This is a genomic window from Paenibacillus ilasis, assembly GCF_043195395.1.
Classification (GTDB): domain Bacteria; phylum Bacillota; class Bacilli; order Paenibacillales; family Paenibacillaceae; genus Paenibacillus_AQ; species Paenibacillus_AQ lautus.
Genome location: NZ_JBHDJG010000003.1, coordinates 461,663 through 486,782, shown reverse-complemented (window position 1 = coordinate 486,782; position 25,120 = coordinate 461,663). Strand labels below are relative to the sequence as shown.

24 protein-coding genes and 1 riboswitch are annotated in these 25,120 nt (G+C 50.2%); of the genes, 17 read left to right on the top strand and 7 right to left on the bottom strand.

What is annotated here, in order from left to right:
* Positions 1–147: 147 nt before the first annotated feature.
* From ACETK5_RS26345 to ACETK5_RS26335, 3 genes are all read left to right on the top strand, one after another.
* The gene (locus ACETK5_RS26345) at positions 148–1,464 is read left to right on the top strand and encodes an ABC transporter substrate-binding protein (RefSeq protein ID WP_100540473.1); all 1,317 of its coding nucleotides are present in this window, start codon (positions 148–150) and stop codon (positions 1,462–1,464) included.
* A 117-nt stretch (positions 1,465–1,581) separates the two neighbouring features.
* Positions 1,582–2,130, top strand: a complete 549-nt coding sequence (locus ACETK5_RS26340; RefSeq protein WP_394058789.1) for an SGNH/GDSL hydrolase family protein — start codon at positions 1,582–1,584, stop codon at positions 2,128–2,130.
* A 338-nt stretch (positions 2,131–2,468) separates the two neighbouring features.
* A complete protein-coding gene (locus tag ACETK5_RS26335) occupies positions 2,469–3,047 on the top strand; it encodes a YecA family protein (protein WP_100540475.1) in 579 nt (192 codons plus the stop codon).
* A gap of 97 nt (positions 3,048–3,144) precedes the next feature.
* Here the strand turns inward: ACETK5_RS26335 and ACETK5_RS26330 are convergent, their stop codons facing one another.
* The gene (locus ACETK5_RS26330; protein ID WP_394058787.1) at positions 3,145–3,633 is read right to left on the bottom strand and encodes a hypothetical protein; all 489 of its coding nucleotides are present in this window, start codon (positions 3,631–3,633) and stop codon (positions 3,145–3,147) included.
* A gap of 177 nt (positions 3,634–3,810) precedes the next feature.
* Between ACETK5_RS26330 and ACETK5_RS26325 the strand changes: the two genes are divergently transcribed.
* On the top strand, positions 3,811–3,993 hold the full coding sequence (locus ACETK5_RS26325) for a hypothetical protein (RefSeq protein ID WP_394058785.1): 183 nt from the start codon (positions 3,811–3,813) through the stop codon (positions 3,991–3,993).
* 331 nt (positions 3,994–4,324) lie between these two features.
* Here ACETK5_RS26325 and ACETK5_RS26320 read toward each other — a convergent pair whose 3' ends face one another.
* From ACETK5_RS26320 to ACETK5_RS26310, 3 genes are read right to left on the bottom strand one after another with little or no spacing between them, the layout of a single operon-like run.
* Positions 4,325–5,200, bottom strand: coding sequence for an ABC transporter ATP-binding protein (locus ACETK5_RS26320; RefSeq protein ID WP_394058783.1), 876 nt, complete (start codon positions 5,198–5,200; stop codon positions 4,325–4,327).
* Positions 5,201–5,220: 20 nt separating this feature from the next.
* Complete coding sequence (locus ACETK5_RS26315) at positions 5,221–6,267, bottom strand: FecCD family ABC transporter permease (protein ID WP_100540479.1); 1,047 nt, start codon at positions 6,265–6,267, stop codon at positions 5,221–5,223.
* Complete coding sequence (locus ACETK5_RS26310; RefSeq protein WP_326115854.1) at positions 6,264–7,247, bottom strand: FecCD family ABC transporter permease; 984 nt, start codon at positions 7,245–7,247, stop codon at positions 6,264–6,266. The genes ACETK5_RS26315 and ACETK5_RS26310 overlap by 4 nt, the downstream gene beginning before the upstream one ends.
* Before the next feature lie 197 nt (positions 7,248–7,444).
* Here ACETK5_RS26310 and ACETK5_RS26305 point away from each other — a divergent pair, with 197 nt between their 5' ends.
* Complete coding sequence (locus tag ACETK5_RS26305; protein ID WP_100540481.1) at positions 7,445–8,467, top strand: ABC transporter substrate-binding protein; 1,023 nt, start codon at positions 7,445–7,447, stop codon at positions 8,465–8,467.
* Positions 8,468–8,656: 189 nt separating this feature from the next.
* Here ACETK5_RS26305 and ACETK5_RS26300 read toward each other — a convergent pair whose 3' ends face one another.
* The 3 genes from ACETK5_RS26300 to ACETK5_RS26290 form a co-directional block, all read right to left on the bottom strand.
* Positions 8,657–8,854 (bottom strand): hypothetical protein, encoded by a 198-nt coding sequence (locus ACETK5_RS26300; protein WP_394058780.1) that lies wholly within the window; start codon positions 8,852–8,854, stop codon positions 8,657–8,659.
* Between the two features lie 1,204 nt (positions 8,855–10,058).
* Positions 10,059–10,334 (bottom strand): hypothetical protein, encoded by a 276-nt coding sequence (locus ACETK5_RS26295; protein ID WP_394058779.1) that lies wholly within the window; start codon positions 10,332–10,334, stop codon positions 10,059–10,061.
* 178 nt (positions 10,335–10,512) lie between these two features.
* Positions 10,513–11,013, bottom strand: a complete 501-nt coding sequence (locus ACETK5_RS26290; protein ID WP_394058777.1) for a VOC family protein — start codon at positions 11,011–11,013, stop codon at positions 10,513–10,515.
* Between the two features lie 264 nt (positions 11,014–11,277).
* Positions 11,278–11,381, top strand: a riboswitch (TPP riboswitch).
* A 141-nt stretch (positions 11,382–11,522) separates the two neighbouring features.
* Here ACETK5_RS26290 and tenA point away from each other — a divergent pair.
* The 12 genes from tenA (at position 11,523) to ACETK5_RS26230 (ending at position 24,937) form a co-directional block, all read left to right on the top strand.
* Complete coding sequence (tenA, locus tag ACETK5_RS26285) at positions 11,523–12,209, top strand: thiaminase II (RefSeq protein WP_394058775.1); 687 nt, start codon at positions 11,523–11,525, stop codon at positions 12,207–12,209.
* A gap of 55 nt (positions 12,210–12,264) precedes the next feature.
* Positions 12,265–13,107 (top strand): hydroxyethylthiazole kinase, encoded by an 843-nt coding sequence (thiM, locus tag ACETK5_RS26280; RefSeq protein WP_100540485.1) that lies wholly within the window; start codon positions 12,265–12,267, stop codon positions 13,105–13,107.
* Entirely contained in the window at positions 13,104–14,120 is a 1,017-nt protein-coding gene (gene thiD / locus ACETK5_RS26275) for a bifunctional hydroxymethylpyrimidine kinase/phosphomethylpyrimidine kinase (RefSeq protein WP_100540486.1), read from the top strand. Before thiM ends, thiD begins: the two co-directional genes overlap by 4 nt.
* Complete coding sequence (thiE, locus tag ACETK5_RS26270) at positions 14,117–14,797, top strand: thiamine phosphate synthase (RefSeq protein WP_100540487.1); 681 nt, start codon at positions 14,117–14,119, stop codon at positions 14,795–14,797. Before thiD ends, thiE begins: the two co-directional genes overlap by 4 nt.
* Positions 14,798–15,039: 242 nt before the next feature.
* A complete protein-coding gene (locus ACETK5_RS26265) occupies positions 15,040–16,992 on the top strand; it encodes a BglG family transcription antiterminator (protein WP_394058772.1) in 1,953 nt (650 codons plus the stop codon).
* A 247-nt stretch (positions 16,993–17,239) separates the two neighbouring features.
* Entirely contained in the window at positions 17,240–19,258 is a 2,019-nt protein-coding gene (locus ACETK5_RS26260) for a fructose-specific PTS transporter subunit EIIC (RefSeq protein WP_394058770.1), read from the top strand.
* Between the two features lie 311 nt (positions 19,259–19,569).
* On the top strand, positions 19,570–20,736 hold the full coding sequence (locus ACETK5_RS26255) for a dicarboxylate/amino acid:cation symporter (protein WP_394059102.1): 1,167 nt from the start codon (positions 19,570–19,572) through the stop codon (positions 20,734–20,736).
* A 146-nt stretch (positions 20,737–20,882) separates the two neighbouring features.
* Entirely contained in the window at positions 20,883–21,512 is a 630-nt protein-coding gene (locus ACETK5_RS26250; protein WP_394058768.1) for a TetR/AcrR family transcriptional regulator, read from the top strand.
* Between the two features lie 468 nt (positions 21,513–21,980).
* Positions 21,981–22,349 carry a hypothetical protein gene (locus ACETK5_RS26245; RefSeq protein ID WP_394058766.1) on the top strand — a complete coding sequence of 123 codons (369 nt, stop codon included), beginning with the start codon at positions 21,981–21,983 and terminating at the stop codon, positions 22,347–22,349.
* A 47-nt stretch (positions 22,350–22,396) separates the two neighbouring features.
* A complete protein-coding gene (locus ACETK5_RS26240) occupies positions 22,397–22,795 on the top strand; it encodes a hypothetical protein (RefSeq protein WP_394058764.1) in 399 nt (132 codons plus the stop codon).
* A gap of 7 nt (positions 22,796–22,802) precedes the next feature.
* Complete coding sequence (locus tag ACETK5_RS26235; protein WP_394058762.1) at positions 22,803–23,234, top strand: hypothetical protein; 432 nt, start codon at positions 22,803–22,805, stop codon at positions 23,232–23,234.
* Between the two features lie 440 nt (positions 23,235–23,674).
* On the top strand, positions 23,675–24,937 hold the full coding sequence (locus tag ACETK5_RS26230) for a DUF4073 domain-containing protein (RefSeq protein ID WP_394058760.1): 1,263 nt from the start codon (positions 23,675–23,677) through the stop codon (positions 24,935–24,937).
* Positions 24,938–25,120 lie beyond the last annotated feature (183 nt).

The window sequence follows — 25,120 nt, the reverse complement described above, 5'->3', positions numbered from 1 at the left end:
GTTAGCATAATTTATGACAATAAAAACAAAAACACTTCATTTGTTTTGGGCGTGTTAGCGATTATCATTTGAAATGTAAGCGATATCAGTAACGCTTCATGAGGATGCAGGAAGCGCAACACATTCAACGTACAGGGGGAAGACGAAATGAAAAAAAGATTCACGATGGCACTGCTTCTGCTCTTAACCGTATCATCCATTTTGGCCGCCTGCGGAGGGAATAAAACAAATAACGCAGGTACCGAGACGCCGCCGAGCAATAACGCAGGCAGCGAGCCAACCGAGGCATCCGGCGAAGCGGAGCTTGGCGGCAAGCTGAAGGTGCTGACGCACCGCACCGACCTGGTGAATGACGGCACGCTGGACAAATACGTGGAAGCCTTTAAAGCGAAATATCCGAAGGCCGAAATTGAATTCGAAGGATTGACGAACTATGCGACGGATATTCAGGTCCGTCTGACCACGGGTGAAGCCGGCGACGTGCTGATGATTCCGACCGGTCTTGCCACCTCGGAGTACAGTAAATATTTTGAGCCGCTGCCGGATGCGATGTTCGAGGATGTCTATTTTGCGGACAATACCCTATTCGAAGGAAAACGCTACGGAATCTCTACGGGTGTGAATACGCAAGGGATCGTATATAACAAGAAAGCATTCGAGGCCGCAGGCGTCGATAAAGTACCAGCCACGCTGGATGAGCTCTACGCGGCTGCGGAGAAACTGAAAGCGGCGGATATCATTCCGCTGTACATGAACTTCGGGGCCCAATGGACCATGGGCAACTGGGCGGATAATTCGGCATGGTACGTGAACGGGGATCCGCAGTTCGCCTCGAAGCAGGTAACCGAGGAGGCGCCGTTCCAGGTGGATAATGCTTGGGGGATCCTTGCGAATATCGGACGCACCTTCGTGCAGAACGAATGGGTAGAGAAAGACCTGTACACGAACAACTGGGAGATTTCGAAGGGCGAAGTGGCTGCCGGCAAAGCGGCGATGTACTTTCTGGGCAACTGGGTAATCCCGCAGGTGATCGGTGCAGGAGCAGCTTCGGAGGATATCGGCTTCTTCCCGCTCCCGTATGATAACAGCGGCAAGTACAACGCACCGCTCGGTTCGGATTACTTCATCGCTGTCAGCAAAGACAGCAAGAATAAAGAGCTTGCCACTGCTTGGGTCGATTTCTTCGTGAAGGAATCCGGCTATGTGGAGGATTCCGGCTTCATGCCGATCATCAAGTCGGCAGAGTCCTCCATCCCGCAGCTTGCCGAATTCCAATCGTTTAATCCTACGTTGATCGAGAGCGAAGCGACCGATCCGAAGTTTAACGAAATCGCCAATAAAGCGCAAATCGGCATCGGCACCGGCGATTATGTTCAGGAATATATCGTGGCTGACGACCTGCAGGCAGCGTTCGACAAGCTGAATGCAAAGTGGAAAGAAGCCAAAACCGCACTGGGATACTAGTCCGGGGGATATAACGGGCTCCGTCTCGTGCTGTTCTTGCAGTCTTACTCTGGATGATCAGGGTAAGACTGTTTTACTTTATTACTCTATAATATGGATTGAAGAGGAGGCGGATACATGAAGAGGATTTTGTTGCTGGGCGATTCCATCCGGGAGGGATATGAGCCTTACGTTAGGGAAAGGCTGGCTGGCCTTGCAGAAGTTGTGGCACCGGGGGAGAACGGGCGCTTTTCGTTTTATACGCTGTGGGGCGTCAATCTCTGGATGAAAGAGCTGGGGACGCCTGATATCGTCCATTGGAACAATGGACTGTGGGATGTGCACCACGAGGCTCCGATGGTCGAAACGCTGACGCCGATCACCGATTATGTAACCCATTTGAAGCGGATTGCCCACGAGCTGCAGCGGACAGGCGCGCATATCGTATTTGCCACGACGACGCCTGTGCATCCGGAATCGGCAGGCAGAAGCAATGAAGAGATCCATGCCTACAATCAGGCTGCGATTGAGGCGCTTGTGCCGATGGGCATTACGATTCATGATCTGAACGCCAGGGTTAAAGAGGATCTGAACGGTTATTTGTCGTATGACCGACTTCACCTGAACGAGAAAGGTTATCGGATGTGCGCCGACTCGGTGGCGGAGGTGCTCGGTCGCTATCTGTGACCATGGGGGCGGGCCGAAAGAGCCATATGACGTGGATCTATGGAATCTTTACCAAAAATGGTACCAGTCTATTATAGGTTCTAACAAATTTGTTACATCCTACTTGCGTTATGAGGATATTATAGAATAATATGAAAGGGCGCGGCTTTCATAGAGAGAACCCGCGTTTTTTTTGCTATTTAACATCCATCCTGGATATTTTCTTATTGGAAGCCCCCCCAGTAGGAGAGTGTTTACGACGCGACAGGCCGGCATGCCTAAAGGGTCTACAGGTTGAGATGCGCATTTTCATATTTTCCATGTATAATAGAAGAAATCATTCAAATAGGAGCTAGGAAATGAAAAAGCTAGGAAGAAACGATCTATGTCACTGCGGAAGCGGGAAAAAGTACAAAAGATGTTGTCTTGAAAGAGATGAACGCACGGTATACGGTAAAGTCATCCAGTTCCCTGGTGCGAGAGCAGCAGAGCCTAAGCTACAGGTCGATCAATTGCGGCAGATGATTAACGACAAGCTGGGATGGATGGACTGGAACGCTGATGAGCATCGTGAGCTTGCGGAGTCTGTGTTTCCTCAGATCTGCCGGGATTATGAGCTGCAGGATGATCAGCAGCTGTTTCAAGTGTTCAGCCTCCTGATGGTCTGGAACAGTTTCTCCAGAGAAGCCAATCCGAAGTACCGCAAACAGGGCGGATATGCAAGTGCGTTAGAATATATAGTAACTTCATCGCTTAACATTTCAACAACGAAGTCCGATATCGCGAAGAAGCATGAGGTTTCCGTTGCTACGTTGACCCGCAACAGCGGTCAGATCCAAGATTTCATGGATGGCGTAGCGGCATCCGGTGACGACGCGAACGTCGAGGATGAGGAATCCGATAGCGAAGTGGACCAGGACCTGTCCCTGGGACGCTAGCATCGCCAAAGTGAAGGATCCATAACAGAGTGCGGCATGTGCGCATTCGGTTTCATAGCTGTGACCGCTCCTATTCAAGTGAAGCGGTCATTTTGCGTTAATCCATAAATCGGCGTTTTCGCATGACTGCTTTCCCGATCTTGGCAGAGATTCCACGTGAACTTGTCAGCAGCCAGCCTAATGCAATGCCGTATAGCAGATGACCTGCCAACCAGAATAGAAGGGCAGCGAAGTCGGACAGCTCTGGTGTGCGAACGGACAAGACCGTAGTCGAATACAGGACAAGTCCTACGACCATACAGACCAGGGAGACCCAGGACAAGCTTCGTCCGCGGGACCAATTCTTCTGCTTCAGAAAGACGGCCAGAGCGAGGCTCAGCAGGACAGAGACGACGAGATGCAGCGCAAACTCGATAGGTTCGGAGAGCTTCAGCTCCTTCAGGACAGGTACGTAATCAACGTTCAGCAGCAGCGTATAGACCTTCACCGAGGTGGTGTGCTCGATCATTTTAAGGAACAGCCCGAGGAGAATGCCTGAGGCGATGCCTGCCCAGACCGGCCGGTTCAGCTTCCATTTACTCCACATGAGCGATATCCTCCTTTGCTGTTCATTGTATGATACTTGTCAATCAATGGGAAACCGAAATTCTCGCTTTACACCCATAGAACGCCATCGGCCTAGCCTGTTACCGGTTTTGTTTAGAAATTGTATAGTTCGGTCCTATACTCTAGTTCTATAGACTTATACAGCTGGAGTGATAGGATGACAGACGAGTATTTTGACGAAATGCGCAAGTTCGGCCATGAGGATGAGATGAGGTACCGGATATTGATGCGAGGGGTAAAGAACCTGTTGGAACAACGGAAACGTGAAAAATCCAAGCTGTTCAAAGTACTCCCGCATCGTCAGAGAAAAAGAGACCTGCGCCTAGGTAAATGGTCATGATGAATCGATAGCGGAGCAGTTGTGAGCAACAGCAGTAGAAGCATGGTGATCGTTACGTTTGAATATAGGGACCGCCTTCCACCATGGGGGCGTTTTTTTTTGCATATTTTTATGTCTTTCTATTCGCGTCGGCATTTGTTTTCAAAAATGATGGACGGGTTAAAGCCGATACGCTTATTTGATGTCTCTGCCATCCCGGCTGCCCCTCGTATCATGTTTTTGTGAAACCTGTTTTAGATCATAGCTCCATACTGTTAAGAAACGCCTAAATCAAAAAGGCCGGCTCCTGCCGCTTGAATGCGAAAGGGAGTCGGCTTAATTGCGCTTTATACTACACCGGTGCCAGTTCTGGGGCTGGAGTCGGCGTTGTTTGTTGTTTGGGTTTGGGTTCCGCCGATTCCAGCTTGACGGCTGAAGGCCGACGCATGCCCTTCCCGCGCGGGACGCACATCGGGGTCCCGTACAGTGGGTCCGGAATGATCTCACACGGCAGCTGGAACACGGTCTGCATCAGCTCGGAATCGATAATATCTCCCGGTTTGCCCTCTGCCTTGATGCTCCCGTCGCGAATGGCGACGATATGATCGGCATAACGACAGGCCAGATTGATATCATGCAGCACCATGACGATGGTCCGTTGTTCTTGAACATTTAATTCATACAGCAGATCCAGTACTTCGATCTGGTGCGTCAAATCCAGATAGGTGGTCGGTTCATCGAGCAGAATGAGCGGCGTCTCTTGTGCCAGCGTCATCGCGATCCAAGCCCGCTGGCGCTGGCCGCCGGATAGCGAGTCAACCGTACGGTCAGCCAGTTCGGTCAAACCCGTGGATGTCAGGGCCGCCGTGACTGCTTCCTCATCCTCGCGTGACCATTGACGCAGCCAGCTCTGGTAGGGATAGCGCCCTTGCTTCACCAGCTGCATCACCGTCAGCCCTTCCGGAGCAGTTGGTCCTTGAGGCAAAATGGCGAGCTTACGCGCCACGTCTTTGGTGGACAAGCTTGCGATGTCGGCTCCGTTCAATACAACCGAGCCGCGCTGCGGTTTCAGCAGCCTGGCCATGGAGCGCAGCAAAGTGGACTTGCCGCAGCCGTTGCTGCCGATAAACACGGTGATTTTACCTATAGGCACGGTTAAATCCAGATTTTCGAATATAAAGTCTCCCCCATAGGACAGACCCAATCCCTTTGCTTCCAGCGTATTCATGACGCCAGCTCCTTTCGGTTCTAGAATCGATTGCGGTTACGATACAGCAAGTAGAGGAAGAACGGCGCGCCGATCGCGGCGGTGAATACACCTGCCGGAACGTCGCGCGGCAGAAATGCCGTCCGAGCTACCAAGTCCGCGACAAGGAGCAGAATCGCACCGATCAGTGCGCTGACCGGCAGGACGCTCCCGAAAGATGGACCCACCAGCCTGCGGGCCATATGCGGTGCCATCAGACCGATGAAGGCGATGGCGCCGCCGATCGAGATGGCTGCTCCGGCCAGGGCGACGCTGAGTCCGATCAGGATCAGCCGCTGTTTCTGAACCTGGGCGCCGGTGCTGCTTGCAACGTCGTCTCCCAAGGCTTGGATGTTCACATTCCGGGCCTGCAGCCAGGTAAGCGGTAGCAGTACAGCTACCCAAGGCAGCAGGGTCAATACATCCTTATCCCAGGACATGCCGTAAATGCTGCCTGCCATGAAGGTAAGGGAGCGGTCGGCCAACTGCAGCGGACCGGATATGATCAGCATGTAGGAGATCGATTTGATGGCGGCTGATACCCCGATCCCGATCAAGACGAGCCGTAGCGGCGATACGCCATTCTTCCACGCAAGCACATACAGCAGTCCGGTAATGAAAAAAGCACCAAGGATGGCGAATAGCGGCATCCAATGGATCGATACGGTGCCTGTGAATATGAAGATGAAGAGAACGGCTCCTAGCGATGCTCCCTCCGTTATGCCAATGACATCGGGGGAGGCCAGGGGGTTGCGGATGACGCCCTGCAGAATAGCCCCCGCCACCGCGAGAGCGGCTCCGATCAGCACGGCGATGATAATTCGGGGCAGCCTTAGCTGCATGACGATGACCTGCTCCATGGGCGGAGCATCGCCGAACAATGCTTTAATGACATGAAGCGGCGAAACAAACTGGCTTCCCGTTCCTGTGCTAAGAATCATGGCGGCGATGCAAAGCACGAATAGGATCAGGCATACCCATAGTGTTCTTCTCTCCAGCATAAACGATACTTTAGCGTTCCTGGAGCGGAATATGCGGTGTTTACTCATTGTGCTCGTCTTCCTTTCCTGGCTATGTACACGAAGAACGGCACGCCGATGATTGCAGTCATCACGCCGACCGGGACTTCCTTCGGCATGGCAATGTATCGGGAGCCGAGATCGGCCGTCACCAGCAGAAGTGCGCCAAGCACCGCGCTGTAAGGCAGAATCCAGCGATAATCATTTCCTATTAAATACCGAACGATATGCGGGATGATGATTCCGACAAATGCGATGGGTCCCGCAGCGGCAACGGAACCTCCGGCCAGCAAAATAACGGCCGCTGCCGCTAACAGCTTAATGAGGGCTGTTTTTTGCCCAAGGCTCTGGGCGATGTCGTCTCCCATGGAGAGGGCGTTCAGATGACGGCCCAGCAGGAGTGCAGCCAGCATGCCAACGGTCATGTACGGCCACACGGCTGCAAGTTGGTTCAAATCGCGTCCGGCTACCGAGCCGACCAGCCATACCAGGACCTGATCGAACATTTTGCCGTCGGAGAGCATTAATCCCTGTGTCAAGGAATGGAAGAAGGCGGCTATGGAGGCACCCGCGAGGGTGATTTTTACCGGCGTCATGCCGTCCCTGCCGATGCTGCCCAGGAAAAACACGATACCGCCGCTTACCGCGGCCCCGATCAGCGCGACCCAGGTAAGGGATTGGAGTCCGCTTATGCCCAGCCAACCCGCCGACATAATAATGAAGAAGGCCGCACCGGAGTTCACGCCCAGCGTGCTGGGGGATGCAATCGGATTGCGGGTGATAACCTGCATGAGCGCACCCGCAACAGCCAGGCTTGCTCCTACGGCAAGCGCAATGAGCGCCCGGGGCAGTCTTGCCGTGAGAATGATCAGATGCTCGTTGCTCCCGTTGAAGTGAGTGAACGATTCCCATACCTGATGAAGAGGTATGTTTGTTACTCCGAATGCGATGCTGCACATAACGGCAGCAGCCAGCGCCAATAGCGATATGAATAGTCCGAATACGCGCATATATGCTCACTTTCTTAAGTCCATGAATAATTAAGTTCATATGAATTTTAGGTGAAGGGACCCCATCTGTCAATGATCTTGATAATCATTCTCATAAATATCTTGATATTTTTCATAAAACCCTTTATAGTTTTGAATCAGTGATTGATAATGATTTTCAAGTAGAGGGATATGACACAAGGGGGATTTAGATAGGTATGGGAAAAGGAATGGCAAATAAATCAACGAGAGGCCTCAAGTTTAGCTTGCTGGCTCTCATCATGATCGTGATCCTTGCCGGGTGCGGAGCAAGCCCAGCGAAAGAAAACGCAAACAGTACCGGCGGCGACACAACGAATGCTGCAGGTGGTAACAATGAAAGCGCAGCAAGCGAATCGTATGAAGTTACGCATGCGATGGGTACGGAAACGATCAAGGGAACGCCTCAAAAAGTGGTGGTTCTCACGAATGAAGGAACCGAGGCCCTTCTCGCATTGGGCGTGAAGCCTGTAGGTGCCGTTAGATCCTGGACAGGCGACCCATGGTATCCGCATATTAAAGACCAGATGGAAGGCGTTACCGTTGTCGGGGAAGAGAGCCAGCCGAACATCGAGCTGATCGCCGGCCTGCAGCCGGATCTGATTATCGGCAACAAGATGCGTCAGGAGAAAGTATATGAGCAATTGAAGGCGATCGCGCCGACTGTTTTTGCCGAGGATCTTCGCGGCGAGTGGCAGACCAATTTTGAGCTGTATGCCAAGGCACTGAACAAGGCATCTGAAGGCGAAGAGCTCCTGGCTGCATACGATAAGCGGATTCAGGATTTCAAAGAAAAGGCCGGAAGCAAGCTGGACGAGACCGTCTCCGTGGTCCGTTTCATGGCAGGCAAGACGCGCGTGTACCATACCAATACGTTCTCGGGCGTCATTTTCGAGAAAATCGGTATCGCCCGCAACGACATGACCAAGAACGCCAAGGACGATTTCGTTGACGAGATCACGAAGGAACGTTTGCCTGAGGCAGATGCCGACAGACTGTTCTACTTCACTTATGAAACCGGGGATGGCGGTGCCAACCAAACCGAGCAGGAATGGATCAACGATCCGCTGTGGAAAAACCTGAACGTCGTCAAGAACGGCCAAGCCCACAAAGTGGATGATGCCATCTGGAATACAGCAGGCGGCATCCTGGCAGCGAATCTGATGATTGACCAGCTGCAGGAGTTTTACGGCATTCAGTAATGAATGAAGACGAATGCAGCAGGCTAGTATTATCGAATAACGGATGATGCTAGGAAAGAGCTAAAAAAGGAGGCATCCTAAAAGATCTTTGATCTTGAGGGATACCTCCTTTTTTTGCTTCGCAGCGTGGCCAACACCACCGAATCGGTAGCAATGCAGCCTCGCTAGCATCGCACGTAGGCAGTACCATTACGTCGGCAATCGCAGCGTAGCCAACATCGCCGCATCGCCGCGTCGAGAGTATCGCCGCGTAGGCAGCTCATCCCACCTCGCTTGCCAGCACTGTTTAACCAACTTCGTTCTTCGTGCCGCTGCCCCTGAACTGTTAACGGACACCAGTTCCCTTATTTCCCTGATTCGCTCCCGATTCTTAGATCTGTAGGACACAGGATCCCTTATTACCGCAATAAACTGCCTATTTGCCATCATATTCTATAAATAAGGTATCTGGTGTCCGTTAGCTCTCAAAAATAACACCCATTCGGCTAAATAACGTATCCTCAGTCCGCTTGCCGCCCTCGAGCAGTAGTAACAAGGCCGGTACTAGCACCAAGATTAGCAGTCGCAACAAGATGAGTAGTAGCAACAAGGCCAGCACTAGCACCAAGATATTAGTAGCAAACGAGCAGCAGCACCAAGATGAGCAGTAGCAAAAAGGCCACCTATTAACGGACTCCAGATCCCTTATTTTCTTAATTCGCACCCAATTCATAAATCTAACGGACTCAGGATCCCTTATCACCGCAATAAGGTGCCTATTTGCCATCATATTCTATGAATAACGTATCTGGTGTCCGCTAGCTCTCAAAAATAACACCCATTCGGCTAAATAAGGTATCCTCAGTCCGCTTGCCCTCGAGCACTAGCCAACAAGGCCAGCAGTCGAACCAAGATGAGTAGTAGCAAACGAGCGCTAGAACCAAGATGAGTAGTCGCACCAAGATTAGCAGTCGCAACAAGATGAGTAGTAGCAACAAGGCCAGCACTAGCACCAAGATAGTAGTAGCAAACGAGCAGCAGCACCAAGATGAGCAGTAGCAAAAAGACCACCTGTTAACGGACTCCAGTTCCCTTATTTTCCTGATTCGCACCCAATTATTAAATCTAACGGACTCAGGATCCCTTATTACCGCAATAAACTGCCTATTTGCCATCATATTCTATGAATAACGTATCTGGTGTCCGCTAGCTCTCAAAAATAACACCCATTCGGCTAAATAACGTATCCTCAGTCCGCTTGCCGCCCTCGAGCAGTAGCAAACAAGGCCAGCAGTCGCAACAAGATGAGTAGTAGCAACAAGGCCAGCACTAGCACCAAGATAGTAGTAGCAAACGAGCAGCAGCACCAAGATGAGCAGTAGCAAAAAGACCACCTGTTAACGGACTCCAGTTCCCTTATTTTCCTGATTCGCACCCAATTGTTAAATATAACGGACTCAGGATCCCTTATTACCGCAATAAGGTGCCTATTTGCCATCATATTCTATGAATAACGTATCTGGTGTCCGCTAGCTCTCGAAAATAACCCCGATTTGGCTAAATAACGTATCCTCAGTCCGCTTGTCCTCGAGCACTAGCACCAAGTTCAGCACTAGCACCAAGATGAGTAGTAGCAAACGAGCACTAGCATCAAGATCAGTAGTAGCACCAAGATCAGCAGTAGCAACAAGATCAGTAGTAGCACCAAGATCAGCAGTAGCACCAAGATCAGCACTAGCACTAAGAACAGCACTAGCACCAAGATCAGCACTAGCACCAAGATCAGCGCTAGCACCAAGATCAGCAGTAGCACCAAGGCCAGCAGTCGCACCAAGATCAGCAGTAGCACCAAGGCCAGCAGTCGCACCAAGATCAGCACTAGCACCAAGACGAGCAGTGGCCTCAGCTATCTACTCTGAGTTCCCCCGTTTTCTACCACTAAACCATAGCTACTTAAAATCATGCGGTTCTACATCGTTTTGGTAGGCAGCCATCCAAGCATCCCCTGGACACCAAATCCATCCGTGCCCTCCCTATAATGACGCTTTTGCTTCGCTTCCACCTTTTTACGAAATCTTCACCACAATGTCCGCTCCGGCAACATAGGCCATCGCCCGGATGTATTCCGGGTCTTGGGCTCGTCGTTCCATTTCCTCAGAAGTGAGGTCCTCCATTCGCGTCTGAATCCACCATAAGTTGCCGAACGGGTCCCGTACCCGTCCCACCCGGTCACCGAAGAACAAGCTTGTTGGCTCCGTGACCGAGACGGCTCCTGCGGCCAGCGCTTGCTGGTAGACGGCATCGCAATCCTCAACATATAAACGGAGGTATGCCGGGCTATCCGGCCATTCCGGCTTCGCGTCAAACATCATCACGACGGCGTCCCCGATTCGCACCTCGGCATGGCCGATGATACCATCGCCAACATAGACGCGGGCTAACTCTTCGGCTTGAAAAGCCTGCTGCAGCAATTCGATCAGCGCTGCGGAGTTTCTTGAGATGATCCACGGTGTCACGGAGGTATAGCCATCCGGAATGGGTTTAACCGCTTTCGATGGGTTCGTCATAAATACGCTCGCTCCCTTAAATTTCATTTATTTGAGCTGCTCTGATGTACTCATTATGCGGGGGCATATATGACAACCGAGCGTCAGTGTTCCCAAAACAAGTTTTGGGCATACGGCTTTTTAATTTAGCAAAATAACCACCGCCACCGTAGAACATTATGATCACCCGGTCATGTAAAGGTTTCAAGCGTGGAGTTCTGTCCGCGAACGGTTCACGTTTGACACGACCCACAAACCTATGTACAGTATTAGACAAAAGAATAGGAAGTCCACTAGGGGAGCCGTTAGCGGCTGAGACAAGAGCGTATCTTGGACCCTTTGAACCTGATCTAGTTCGTACTAGCGTAGGAAAGTGGAGCCTTCGTATATGAGGTCTCGGTGCGTTTTTTGGCGCACTCGGGCTTGTTGACGAAGCCGCTCCAGTTTTCGGGGGCGGCTTTTTAGCGTTGCCTGGAAACTCGTGACTTACGGACTTCCTGCTCTTCAATATGTTGGAGGTGGGGACAAAAATGAGTTTCACGCAAGAGCTCCGTCAGCAGGCGGAAGGTATTTTTCAAGCAATCTTCGATCATCCCTTCGTAAAAGGCATTGCCCAGGGGAATCTGGAGCGGGAGCAGTTGATTCACTATGTAAAACAGGATTTTGAGTATTTGAATGCCTACATGCGGATTTACGGTATCGCCATATCCAAATCGACCAGCAGGGAAGAGATCGTGACCTTTAACGAACAGATTTCGTTCATCCTGCACAGCGAGGTGCACCCGCATCAGAATTTTTGCACAGCCGCCGGGGTGACCTATGAAGAGCTTCAGGGGTATCCGCTTGCTCCGTCCGCGCATCATTATATCCGTCATATGCTGACGGTGGCGCATGAGGGCAGTCTGGGCGAGATTATGGCGGTACTGCTTCCTTGCCCGTGGACGTACCTGGAGATTGGCCGCAGGCTGCTGGATGAAGTGAAGCCGGATGCGTCCCATCCGTTCTATGACTGGATTTATTTCTACGGCAACCGGGGGGAAGACGCGACAGCCAAGTTCTGCAACCGTGTCGATGAATGGGCAGAGCGTGCGACGGCAGCCGAGCGGGAACGGATGACGGAGCATTTCATGCTGAGCTGCCAACTGGAGTATATGTTCTGGGATATGGCATATAAGCAGGAGGAATGGCCGGTGCAGCTGCAGGCTGCGGTGCTGTAAGGAGAAACTGTATCAAGCACATAAATTCCATTATAGATAAGAGAGGCTGATTCATATGCATGCATGGGAAAAAGAGGTTTCGGCGCTTTTAACGAAGGTACAGCAGACGAGCCCCCTCGTTCACAATATGACAAACGTGGTGGTTACGAATTTTACGGCTAACGGCTTGTACGCGCTGGGCGCGTCGCCGGTCATGGCTTACGCGCCCGAGGAAGTGGCGGATATGGCCGCCATCGCGGGCGCACTCGTATTGAACATCGGCACGCTGAACCGCGAGCTGGTAGATGCGATGATAATAGCGGGGCAATCGGCCAATGCCCATGGCGTCCCGGTCCTGCTGGATCCGGTCGGTGCGGGCGCGACCCGTTTTCGGACGGAGTCGGCCTTGCGGATTCTGAGCGAGGTGAAGGTTTCGCTTGTGCGTGGAAACGCGGCTGAAGTCGCTCACCTTGTTGGGGAAGCCCGCGAGATCAAAGGCGTAGACGCTGGCATCAGCGCAGGCAGCAATCATGCCGAGCTGGCTGTGCGGGCTGCACGCGAATTAGGCACGATCGTGGCCATTACCGGTGAAGAGGACGTAATTACCGATGGAAGTGAAGTGCGTATCATTACTGGCGGTGACCCGCTGCTCACGAAGGTCACCGGCGCAGGGTGCCTGCTGACCTCGGTGCTGGGTGCCTTTGCCGCAGTGGAGGCAAACCTGCTGCTTGCGGGTACGGCGGGACTGGCCTTCTACGGGGCCGCGGCGGCAAAAGCCGCAGAGCGCACGGCAGACCAGGGACCGGGGAGCTTCCAGATCGCTTTCCTGGATGAGCTGGCAAAGCTCCATCCAGACTCGCTGGAAGGATATGCGGCTGTCCGGGAAGCAGAAGCGACCGCTGCAGGTGGCACACGATGAGCAAGACTCGCGTGCCCCGGGCACTGACGATTGCCGGGTCCGATAGCGGCGGAGGCGCCGGCATTCAGGCCGATCTGAAAACCTTCCAAGAGCTCGGCGTATACGGCATGTCGGCGATTACGGCGATCACGGTGCAGAATACCTTGGGGGTTCACGGCGTATATCCACTGCCCCCCGAAGCAGCCGCCGAGCAGATGGAAGCGGTAGGCCCGGACCTTGGAGTAGATGCATTGAAGACGGGCATGCTGTTCAACGCCGAGATCATTCGCCTGGTTGCTGACCGGATTCGGGCTTTTGGCTGGGAGAAGGTCGTTGTCGATCCTGTAATGATTGCCAAAGGCGGAGCGGAGCTGCTGCAAAGCGAAGCGGTGCAGGCTTTAAGAGAAGATTTGCTGCCGCTGGCCTTGATTGTCACCCCCAACATACCGGAGGCCGAAGTATTGGCGGGGATGCGTATCCGCACAATGGAAGATCGGAAGGAAGCAGCGAGGCGTATTCATGCTCTGGGGCCCAAGATCGTTGTGATCAAGGGCGGCCATGATGAGGGGATGCTTGTCGGTCATGAAGATGCGGATCACCAAAGAGACAGGGAACCAGATATAATGGCGGATACGCAGCAGGAAGAGTTGCCTAGGTCCGAATTAACGTCTGGCCAAACGAGAACTGCCAGCCATAACGGGGAGTTAAGTGAGGGACGCTCCCCAATTATCAAGAATGGCGACAGATTCGGAAATCCCGGCAGTCCTCCCGTCATGGACCTTGTATACGATGGTATGGCCTTCACGGAATTATACGGCAAACGAATTCATACGGTTCATACGCATGGTACCGGGTGCACTTTCTCTGCCGCCATCACCGCAGGCTTGGCCAAAGGCTTGAGCGCATTCGATGCCATTCAGAGCGGACGCTCTTTCATCCAAGCGGCCATTGAAGACGGCTTAAACCTGGGGCAAGGACACGGCCCCACGAATCATTGGGCGTATCGTCGCCGCCGTCAGGAGGTGCTGCGATGACGGGGAGAGTGACACCCGAAATGATGAGGCAGCATCTACGGATGTACCTCGTACTCGGCAGCGTGAACTGTATCGAAGAGCCAAGCCGAATTGTGCAGAAGGCACTGGCTGGCGGCGCGACCATGGTCCAGTTCCGCGAGAAGGGACATGGCGCGCTTGTTGGGGAGCCGATGGTCCAGCTGGCTCGCCGGATCCAGAATCAGTGCCGCCAAGCGAGCGTACCCTTCATCGTCAATGACGATGTGGAGCTGGCGCTGAAGCTGAACGCCGACGGTGTGCACATCGGCCAGGACGACGAATGCGCGGCTTCCGTACGGGAGCGGATCGGCAACCGGATTCTGGGTGTCTCCGCCCATACCGTGGAGGAAGCGAGGCGCGCCCTTCTCCATGGTGCCGATTATCTTGGCATCGGACCGATTTATCCAACCGTCTCGAAGGATGATGCCAAGGCTGCACAAGGCCCAGCGATTCTTCGTGAACTGCGCGAAGCTGGAATCCATCTGCCGATCGTAGGGATTGGCGGGATTACCGTGGAGCGCGTGGAGGAAGTCATGGAAGCGGGTGCAGATGGCGTCGCGGTGATCTCCGCCGTGACGGGAGCGGAGTCGGCGCGGGAGGCTGTGGAGGCTTTTATAGGAAAGATACGCCGTGCAACCAACGAATTACTTGAGATGTAAGAGGATTATATGCGGATTATGAACAAGGGTGCCGAAGCTTCTGCGGCACTCTTGTTTTGTTTACGTCAGATTTTAAATTACTGTGTAGGCTCAGCTTTTCCGTCAACATGCCATTCTTTTCATCCATTTTCGTGTAACATCCTAGATCAGATTGCCATAAAGACCCGGATATGATATACGTAGGACAATGTACCTGCTCCACGATGAGTGAGCTCTCCAAATAAGTTGAATAGGAGATCGGAATGAATAATAGGCAAAAAGAGATATTTCGCAATTTGTTAATGGAACCGAACCGGCTGTGGCTCGTTCAGGATCTGGCGGATCAGACCGAGTGCTCGGAGAAGACGATCCGAAACGATCTGAAGGTGATTGAAGAATATATAGTTAAGCACTCCAGTGGCCATTTGGTGAAAAGGCCGGGACTTGGTATCTATCTGGAGATCGGAGAAGCGGATCAGGCTGATTTATTCCACCGCTTGTATTCCAACGAGAGTACCACCGAGGATGAATCTGATGAGGAAAGGGTGCTGCACCTGGCATATCGGCTCTTAATGAACGCGAAGCCCGTAACCCTGCAGAACCTGGCTTCACCGTTTTACGTGAACAAGGCGATTATCCGTCGGGATATGGAAAAGATTGAGGGCTGGCTGCGCAGCTTTGATCTGAGCTTAATGACGAAGCAGCGTGTAGGCTTCATGATTGAGGGCTCGGAGAAGAACAAACGGATGGCGCTGGCGCGGTTGAACCAATTGATCAACCGTCCGGAGTTGACGGGACAGATGATGCGTAACCAGTATGAACCGCACGAGATTGCAACCGTATTCAATGAGTTGAAGGCGCTGCAAAAGCAGCATCAGCTTCGCTTCACCGATGAAACCTTTGAAAGCCTGATGCTGCATATTCTGCTCATGGTCAAACGGACCAAGCTGGGACAGCCGATTTCGCTCTCTGCGCAGGACATTGCCTTTTTGGAGAACAAAGCGGAATTTGCATGGGCGATAGACTTTTTAAAGAAGCTGCAAAAACTGTTCGCCGTACCTTTTTCCAAGGAAGAAACCGCTTATCTAACCCTGCACCTGCTTGGCGGGAAGTTCCGATACAAGCAGGAGGATGGAGGCGCCCGGCGGAGCGATCTAGCAGACAGTCATCCACTGCTGTCCCAATTGGTTGAGCAATTGATTCGGCGGATGTCGGAGCTGAATATGATCCCTTTCTCCAAGGACCAGGTATTATTGAACGGGTTGAAAGTGCATTTGTACACAACCATGCACCGTCTTCATTATGGTCTGGCTGTGTCCAATCCGATGCTGGCTGAGATCAAAAAGATGTATCCCTATATGTTCGATCGGGTCATCATGGCATTGGAAGAGGTAGGGGGAGCGCTCCATCTGCACTTTCCCGAAGAGGAGGCCGCATATTTGACGCTGCACTTTCAGGCCTCTGTGGAACGGCTTCACCAGAATGAAAGCCATCCTCAAAAGGTCATTATTGTGTGTCACATGGGCGTCGGGATGTCCCAATTGCTTCTCGCGAAGGTGGAACGGAGATTCCCGTCCGTGCATGTAGAGACAACGATGTCCAAAGCGGAAGTTGAGGATTATCTGGCAGCTCATGAGGTGGATCTTGTCATTACAACTGTTGATCTGCCCGAGCTAAAATCACCTTATATCCTCGTTTCCCCTCTGCTCGAGGCCAGTGACGAGCGGAAGCTGGAGCAAGCGATCCGGGGGCTCGATGAGCCGGACAGCAGGGCGACTGAGGAATCGGTCTTTTTGAAATATACGACACCTTTTCTCGTCTTTCCTCAGCAGGAGGTAGAGCGTCCAGAACAGTTAATCGCCAAGTTTGCGCAAATGCTGGAGGACAAGGGGTATGTCGAGGCTGGGTACACGGAAAGTGTGCTGGTTCGTGAGAATATGTCTGCTACGACGATTGGGGGTGGCATTGCCATCCCTCATGGCAGCTCGGAGTGGATTAAACAGTCCTGTATCGTTGTTGTTACATTGAAGCAGCCGATTACCTGGGGAGCCGAGGAGGTAGAGCTTGTGTTCTTGCTTGCGGTTAAGCACGATGAGCGGGAAGAGATGAGGCAGCTGTTCAGGGAATTGTCACGGATCAGTGAGCAGCCGGCATTGGTCCGTGCGTTGTCTAAGGAGACGGACGTGATGCGATTGCTGAATACGTTAAAAGGGTAAAATTAGTAGTAGAAACCGTGATGATGAAGCAGGACGTATGCGTCCTGCTTTTTACATTTTTTTTGGGGGTTCCCGCAAAGTATTTGGAATAAGCATCGTAGCATATGCCCACTTTGTGGGGATATTTTATTGCGAAATAAACCTGTTTTTCCGGAAGTTCCGGTAAAAAGTTCATCCGATAACAGCGTTTTCAGCGTGTACACTATAAATGTAAGCGGGAACATGACAGCAAAGGAGAATGACAATCATGAAAATATTAGCGATTACTTCATGTCCTAACGGAATTGCACATACGTATATGGCTGCTGAGAATCTGCAGAAGGCAGGCGCGAAGCTGGGCGTTGAGTTGAAGATCGAGACCCAAGGCTCCATTGGCGTGGAGAATCAATTCACGGAGCAGGATATCCGTGAAGCCGATGGCATTATTATCGCAGCGGATAAGACGGTGGTGAAGGACCGGTTTGTCGGTAAAAAACTGCTTGTGGTTGGTGTGCAGGATGGCATCCGTCGTCCGGAAGAGCTGATCCAACGGATGATAAAAGGGGATGTGCCCGTCTATCAGGCACAGTCCAAGTCAGCTGAAGATATGACAGGAGAGAACAAACCTAAACAAAATCCGATCTACCGTCACTTGATGAACGGTGTATCCTATATGGTGCCGTTTATCGTGATCGGTGGACTGCTCATCGCAATCGCACTGACGATGGGCGGCGTGAAAACGCCGGGTGGGCTGGTTATACCGGAAGGTTCGATCTGGAAAACGATTGAGAGTATCGGTGCGGCTGCGTTTACCTTCATGGTTCCGATCCTTGCCGGATTTATCGCAATGAGTATTGCGGACAGGCCGGGTCTTGCACCAGGTATGGTCGGTGGGTTCATTGCTGCGAACGGCAGCTTTTATGGAAGTGAAGCGGGAGCTGGATTCATCGGGGGGATTATTGCCGGTTTCCTGGCGGGTTATGTAGCACTTGCTATTAAAAGGATCAAGGTTCCTCGGTCGTTGCAGCCGATTATGCCCATTATCGTTATCCCGGTACTGGCGTCACTAGTTGTAGGGTTAATCTTCGTCTTTGTGATTGGTGCTCCGGTTGCGGATCTGTTTGAAGCGTTAACCGTCTGGCTCGCGGGAATGCAGGGCACAAGTTCGATTCTGCTCGCGCTTATTCTGGGCGCGATGATATCTTTTGACATGGGTGGTCCCGTGAATAAGGTTGCGTTCCTGTTCGGCTCGGCCATGATTGGTGAAGGGAATTATGTGATTATGGGCCAAATTGCCGTTGCCATCTGTGTTCCTCCGATTGCCATGGGACTGGCGGCCATGATGAACAAAAGGAAGTTTACACCTGCGGAACGTGAAGCTGGAAAAGCAACATTTACGATGGGATTGTTCGGTATTACCGAAGGAGCGATTCCATTCGCGGCACAAGATCCTCTACGCGTCATTCCGAGTATCATGGTCGGTTCCATGACGGGTTCAGTGATTGCCATGTTGGGCAGTGTCGGTGACAGCGTAGCCCATGGCGGTCCGATTGTAGCCGTGCTCGGTGCCGTGGATCATGTGTTGATGTTCTTCCTCGCTGTCATGGTCGGCGCAGCCGTATCGGTTATCATGGTGAGCCTGCTCAAGAAAGAGGTTGCAGCTGAGACTCCGGCAGTTGTTGGAGAAGGAGCCGAAGCGATAGAAAATCCTGCCGGAACAGGTGAAGAGTTGGCAGTTAACGCAGCTGCACCCATAGCTGCGGACTTAACCGAAGTGGCTTCAACCGTGATCAATAACGGTACAGCAACGGAAACACCTGCTATCCGAGTTGAGAAATTGACGGATATTGTAACACCGGATCTCATTAATCTGAATCTGGTCGGAACGACACAGGATGCTGTTATCGACGAAATGATCAGTGTATTGGAGCGGAATGGTGCGGTAAGAGCTGACGGAGATTTTAAACAGGCCATATTAGCTAGGGAACAAGAAAGCTCCACAGGCATCGGCATGAATATCGCGATTCCTCACGGTAAATCGGATGCTGTCCTGAAGCCAAGCGTAGTCTTTGGTATCCAGCAGGATGGTGTCGACTGGAAAAGCCTGGACGGGAGCGATGCCAAACTGATCTTCATGATTGCCGTGCCGCGTAATAGTAAACAGAATGCACATTTGAAAGTGCTGCAAATGTTGTCCCGCAAGCTGATGGATGATGATTTCAGAGAAGCGCTCTTGGCGGTGACAACGAAGGAAGAAGCCTATCAATTGCTGGATCAGGTGCATTAATTCTAGACGCTGAGTGACAGGGTTGTATATGAAGCCACTCCAATGAAGCCAGCCCCGCACAGAAATGAGCGGGGCTGGCTTCAATTTTGCGCGTGCTTGAACCGGAGTAGGCATATCGCTTTTCCATGATTTATTTGATGCCCATGCCTCTCATCTGATCTATTACTGGTGAAGTTTCGTTGTCATATTTTGCATAATGACAATGATATCCAAAATATGATAAAGTTTGTTCATTCCGTGTCCAATGGAATTCGTCCGTTTGGAGTGGACACTAAACGAAAATAACATCTGTGGGTGATAGCAGCATGAACATGAAAAAACTCGGCTTACTGCCGAAAATCCTTATTGCCATTGCGCTAGGAATTGCGATCGGATCGTTCTCGCCGGCATGGCTGGTTGCCGGATTAGCTACCTTTAGCGGGTTGTTTGGAAACTTCCTTGGTTTTGCCATACCTTTAATTATCATTGGCTTCATTGCTCCCGGCATCGGGGAGCTGGGGAGAGGAGCCGGTGGCCTGCTGGGCGTGACCACGGGCCTTGCTTATCTCTCCACCATTATCGCGGGGCTGTTGGCGTTCTTGGCAGCGACACTATTGTATCCATATATGTTGGAGGTTGGTGGTCTGGTTAATTCCTACACCAATCCGGAAGAGGCGCTGCTGGAACCCTTTTTTAAAGTTGACATGCCGCCTGTATTCGGGGTGATGACTGCTCTGCTGCTTGCCTTTACGCTGGGGCTGGGAGCAGCTGTAATCCAGGGACAAGCCTTGCAGAAGGTCATGGTGGATTTCCGGGAGATTGTTGAGAAACTGATCGCCTCGATCATCATTCCGCTGCTGCCGTATCATATCCTCTGCGTGTTTGCCAACTTAACCTATGGCGGGCAAGTGACCATGATCCTGTCGGTATTCGCCAAAGTATTCATTATGATCATAGTCCTGCATGTGCTGTTCCTGATTATACAATACCTGGTTGCGGGTCAAGTCGCACACAAGAATCCGTTTGCCATGCTGAAGAACATGCTGCCAGCTTATTTTACGGCGATAGGCACGCAGTCTTCTGCCGCTGCCATTCCGGTTACGCTGCGCCAAACCAAGCTGAACGGAGTCAGTGGGAAGGTCGCTGATTTTGTCATCCCTCTGTGCGCAACCATACATCTATCCGGCAGCACGATTACACTGGTAAGCTGCTCGATGGCCGTCATGCTGCTGACAGGGATGCCGACTTCCATCGGCATGATGTTCCCATTCATTCTGATGCTGGGCATTACGATGGTTGCTGCTCCCGGAGTTCCCGGAGGCGCCGTTATGGCAGCACTCGGATTGCTGGAGTCCATGCTGGGCTTCGATACGACACTGACGTCGCTTATGATCGCCCTCTATATTGCGCAAGACAGCTTCGGTACGGCTTGTAATGTAACCGGAGATGGAGCTATCGCCGTGATCACGGATCGCGTGAGCAAATCTGAGCCTGCGTAAATCATGTAAGCGCGGCTTACTACTTTGCATCGCGGACGGTCAGGATCCAGCAATCTATATGAGTTCAGGCAGAAGCCTGCCCATTTCCGAAAAGATGGGCAGGCTTCTTATTGATTTTTTCTGTACAATCGTACTAAAATGTAACCATGAATACTAAAAATAAAACGAATGACCAGAAGGAAATGTCGTTTATTGAGAAGGCCCGCCGTGCGCAGATCGTGGCATGTGCGATCGAAACCATTGCCGAGGTCGGTTATGCCCAAGCTTCGATAGGTCAAATCGCCAAGCGTGCCAACGTTAGCAAAGGGGTGATTTCCTATCATTTTGCCGGGAAGGATGAGCTCCTGGAGCAGGTGGTGACGGAGTATTATTTCGCCTATGAGTCCTTTGTGCAGCCCATCCTGCGTGACGAAGCATCTCCGAAAAACAGGCTCAAGAAGTATATTGAAGCGAATGTGGAGTTTATCGCGGACCATCGGAAGATGGTTTTTGCCGTTGTGGAGATCGTGACGGGCATGAGGACGAAGGAGGGGAAGCCTCGGTTTTCGGCGGATACGGATGAAGGTGTGTTTCAACCTATTGAGGCGATTCTGCATGCAGGGGCGAAGGAAGGAAGCTTTCGAGAATTCACCCCGTTATCCTCCCGAGTCATGGCGCTCGCTATCCGGCATGCCATCGATGGATTCAGCCTGGAATTGATGAGAAACCCCGATCTTCACGTAAAGGCTTATGTACAGGAGCTGATTACGATCTTTGATCACGCCACGCGCAAATAAGAACGCTCCCAAGAAGGAGAGAGCATGTTGATATATTATGAGGTGGAATGCTTTTGCTGCAAGAAGACATTTCGGCTGTACGAAGGAAGCATAGGATATAAAAATTTCAAGGAAAACCGGAAAGGGAACTATTTCTGCGAGTCATGCAATCACAACATACGGCTGGAGGCGATCTTTAATCTGCTCCGGAAATAAGAAGGAGGAAAATCAGAAGAATATAATAGAATAGGCTCGTGAACGGTTTTGATAGGGAGAGTTAGGGAACACCTACAGGTTAACGTACAGTGCGCAAGACTACCGAGTGTCGGCTGAACCGGCACTCTTTTTTGCATGCTTTTGCAGATCTATGCAGGGTTAGGGAATTTTCGACGGAGTTGTTACTCCACATAAAGAGGACCTTGGAACCTTTTCCAGTTATTTGAAATGAAGTAGAATGACTATCTAACAAAATGACGAAGAGGTTGACGTATGTCCAAGATACTTGTACCTCCTGAGGTGCTGCTGGCAGTGTCGGATCAATTCGACAGGTCCTCTGATCAGCTGGAAGCGAACAAAAACACGCTGAATCAACGGATTCAGATGCTGGCGTCGTGTGTTGAAGATAAGGCAAACGCCTTGGTTGAAGATCCGATCGGAACCGGTAAACAGATGGCTTACGATGTTACAATAGGGACTGCCGAGGAGGTCTTGAATACGACCATATGGGGCGCCAAAATGGCATTTGACGTTGGCGACACCCGCGAGAAATTCGGTGAAAGGATACAGGCCGAGCAAGAGCGAATGAATGAGATGGGGAAGTCGGCCTATTTGGGGCAGCAGGAAGCCAAGGCCCTTTAGGCGGTTTTGCTCTTAACCGGATTGGGATAAAGAACATTCCCAATCTCATGCATGATTCGGGGGGAGATGGGGGTAAGGGGCAGGGAGTAGATATTAAGAGCAATCCGAAAGGTAATATTGTTAAGGATGGAAATAAAACGATATACACCAATCCAGCAGGTAATGAACTAACTTGGGTTGATCAACATCCCAAAAATATTAATCGTGATATTGATAGTTTTCTCAATAGTTCAGACATTGGGAAAGCAACAGAAGCTAAAGTTGCTGATTATTTAAGAAGAGAGAAAGACGTAACCGCATTTGGACAGAAAATTCTGAAGCAAGACGGTCAAGTTACAGGCGATATAGATGTAATGACAAAGAATGAGCTAATTGAAGTAAAGGCGTCTATTAAAGCTGTTAAAGAAGGACAATTAGAGAAAATGTTAGAGAAAGTATTCTCCTGAGAAATTATTGGGTGATGCTATTGTTGCTACTTTCCATGCGGATGCTAGGCTATATTTTGATAATTATAAAAAATATAAGAATGAGCAGTTCTTATATACAACATTAAATGTTACGGATAAGCCATTGAGTGATGAGAACAATCAACAATTTATCTTTTATGTTGATGGAGTTAATAACTACGAGATTTATTACGAAAATGATGAAGATCTTAGTGGGGTGGATTCACAGCTGTCTCTTTATCAGGTTGGTGGAATTGAAGACATATATGGTGCCCAAGAGTTGATATTCCGTTTTATATATGAATATCTTAAATTGAATCCTGATGATTATTTCTGGGTAGCTGATTATGATTGGGTTTACAGTTGGGAGGATATGAAAAGGTTAAAATCACTTCCTTATAATCCTGATTGGTGTTATAAGAATCCTAGAGCGATATAGTCTATAGAAGATTTGTTGCCAATATGCTCTAACTATAAGCTAATGAGGGCTACTATCGGCAGATACCTCCGTTGATTCCTGGTATCCGACGGAAAGATCCTTGAAGATTTTCTTGCGAAGGTTCAATTATAAAGAATAAGTTCCATGTTAATGGGGAGAGGAGAGTTTACTGATATCAAACAATGGGTACTGGAGCTAGGGAGAAGGTAATATCTTCATCAGCGGAACAACATTTGGTTAGTACGATGCTCAAACACATTCACATTCGAATGTGTTTTTATTTTCTCTAAATATTGTTGCAGCTTTGGTTTATTTACATATTTTTGTGCATTATTTACTCTAGGAGAATATTACCTTAATATTTCCTGTTTACTATAATATAGAAACTTATATCCTTAGCGGATGATATTCTGAAATGATGATAACTAGGAGGAATAATTGTGAAGAAGCTACTAACAGGTATGATGGCAGCATCTATGATTTTCAATATAGGTGCTTTTTCAGGATCAGCTCAAGCAAAACTGGATGAACATCAATTTTCAAAAAATCCAGGTCTTACTTTTGATGTCATTAGTGATATTCAAGGGGATTACAATGACTTTAAGCATGTGCTTCACGATATGAAACAGGTAAACCCAACTTCAAAAGCATTAATCGTGAATGGTGATATTACAGACCGAGGGTGGGATTTTGAATATCAAGCCGTACAACAGGTGTTAGATCATAATCCTCATCCGGAAAATGTATGGTACAGCATAGGAAATCATGAGTTTTACAAACCAAAATGGGCAACACCGAACACATTAGCGCAAAACACGTGGCCAAATCATACGCCGGAGTCCGAAATGTTCCAAAACTTTTATAACTTTACTGGCGAAGAGAAAGTCTACCATAAAAAAGAGTTAGACGGATATCCGTTCCTTTTCTTAGGAACCGAAAAATATATGCACTACCATGATAAATCCTTGTGGGATGAGGTTTACCTTAGTGATGAGCAGCTTGATTGGTTAAAGCAGAATCTTGAAGAATATTCAAAGAACGATCCAAATAAACCCATCTTTCTGTTTAGTCATCATATTCTGAAGGATAGTATTTCAGGCTCCAATCAATCCCCTTATACAGGTGATTACTTAGACCAAGAAAAATTAGAAGCCATCTTAATGGATTATCCGCAAGTCATTCTCTTTACAAGCCACAGTCACTGGGATCTGAATCTTCCGGATTGGGCAGGTAAAAAGGTAGTCGACGGTGGAGATAAGCGTGGGTTTACCGTTGTGAACACAGCTGGGATTCAAGCGGGCTGGGCATCGGCAGGGCCTAATGGTGGTGAAGTGTCGACGGGCAATGATTTTAAACAGGGCCTTCAGGTTGAAGTGAACGGAAATGATGTAGTAATAAAAGCGTATGATTATAAAACAGATAAAGTCATTAAAGAACTGGGTGTGCATCAGGGTACTGTTGCTCAATTACCACCTCATGTTGAAGCTGATGATAAGAAAAATGAGCTCATTGGTGCTACGCAATATATGGAATATTCTGTAAACGGAAATGGTAATGGAAATGGAAATGGGAATAGTCGCTGGATTGACTATGATCCGAAGAATCCTCCAAAATTTGAAGGAAACCAAAATGTATTCGTTCGCCATAAAGGTGAAATGAACCTGGAAGATGGATTATCTAAAAAGGTGACTTTCAAAAAATAATGTCTGAATAGAACAGAGCGTTGATTCAATTAACGCTCTGTTTTTTTGCGTGCACAAATTACGTTTTAGCTCTGCTCGAGGGTTTGCCCAGCAATATATTATGGATGGATATGCGCCTATAAAACCTACCTAACAACAAGCCCATAAGGTATAATCTGTAATACATATTGTAAGCGCTTTATA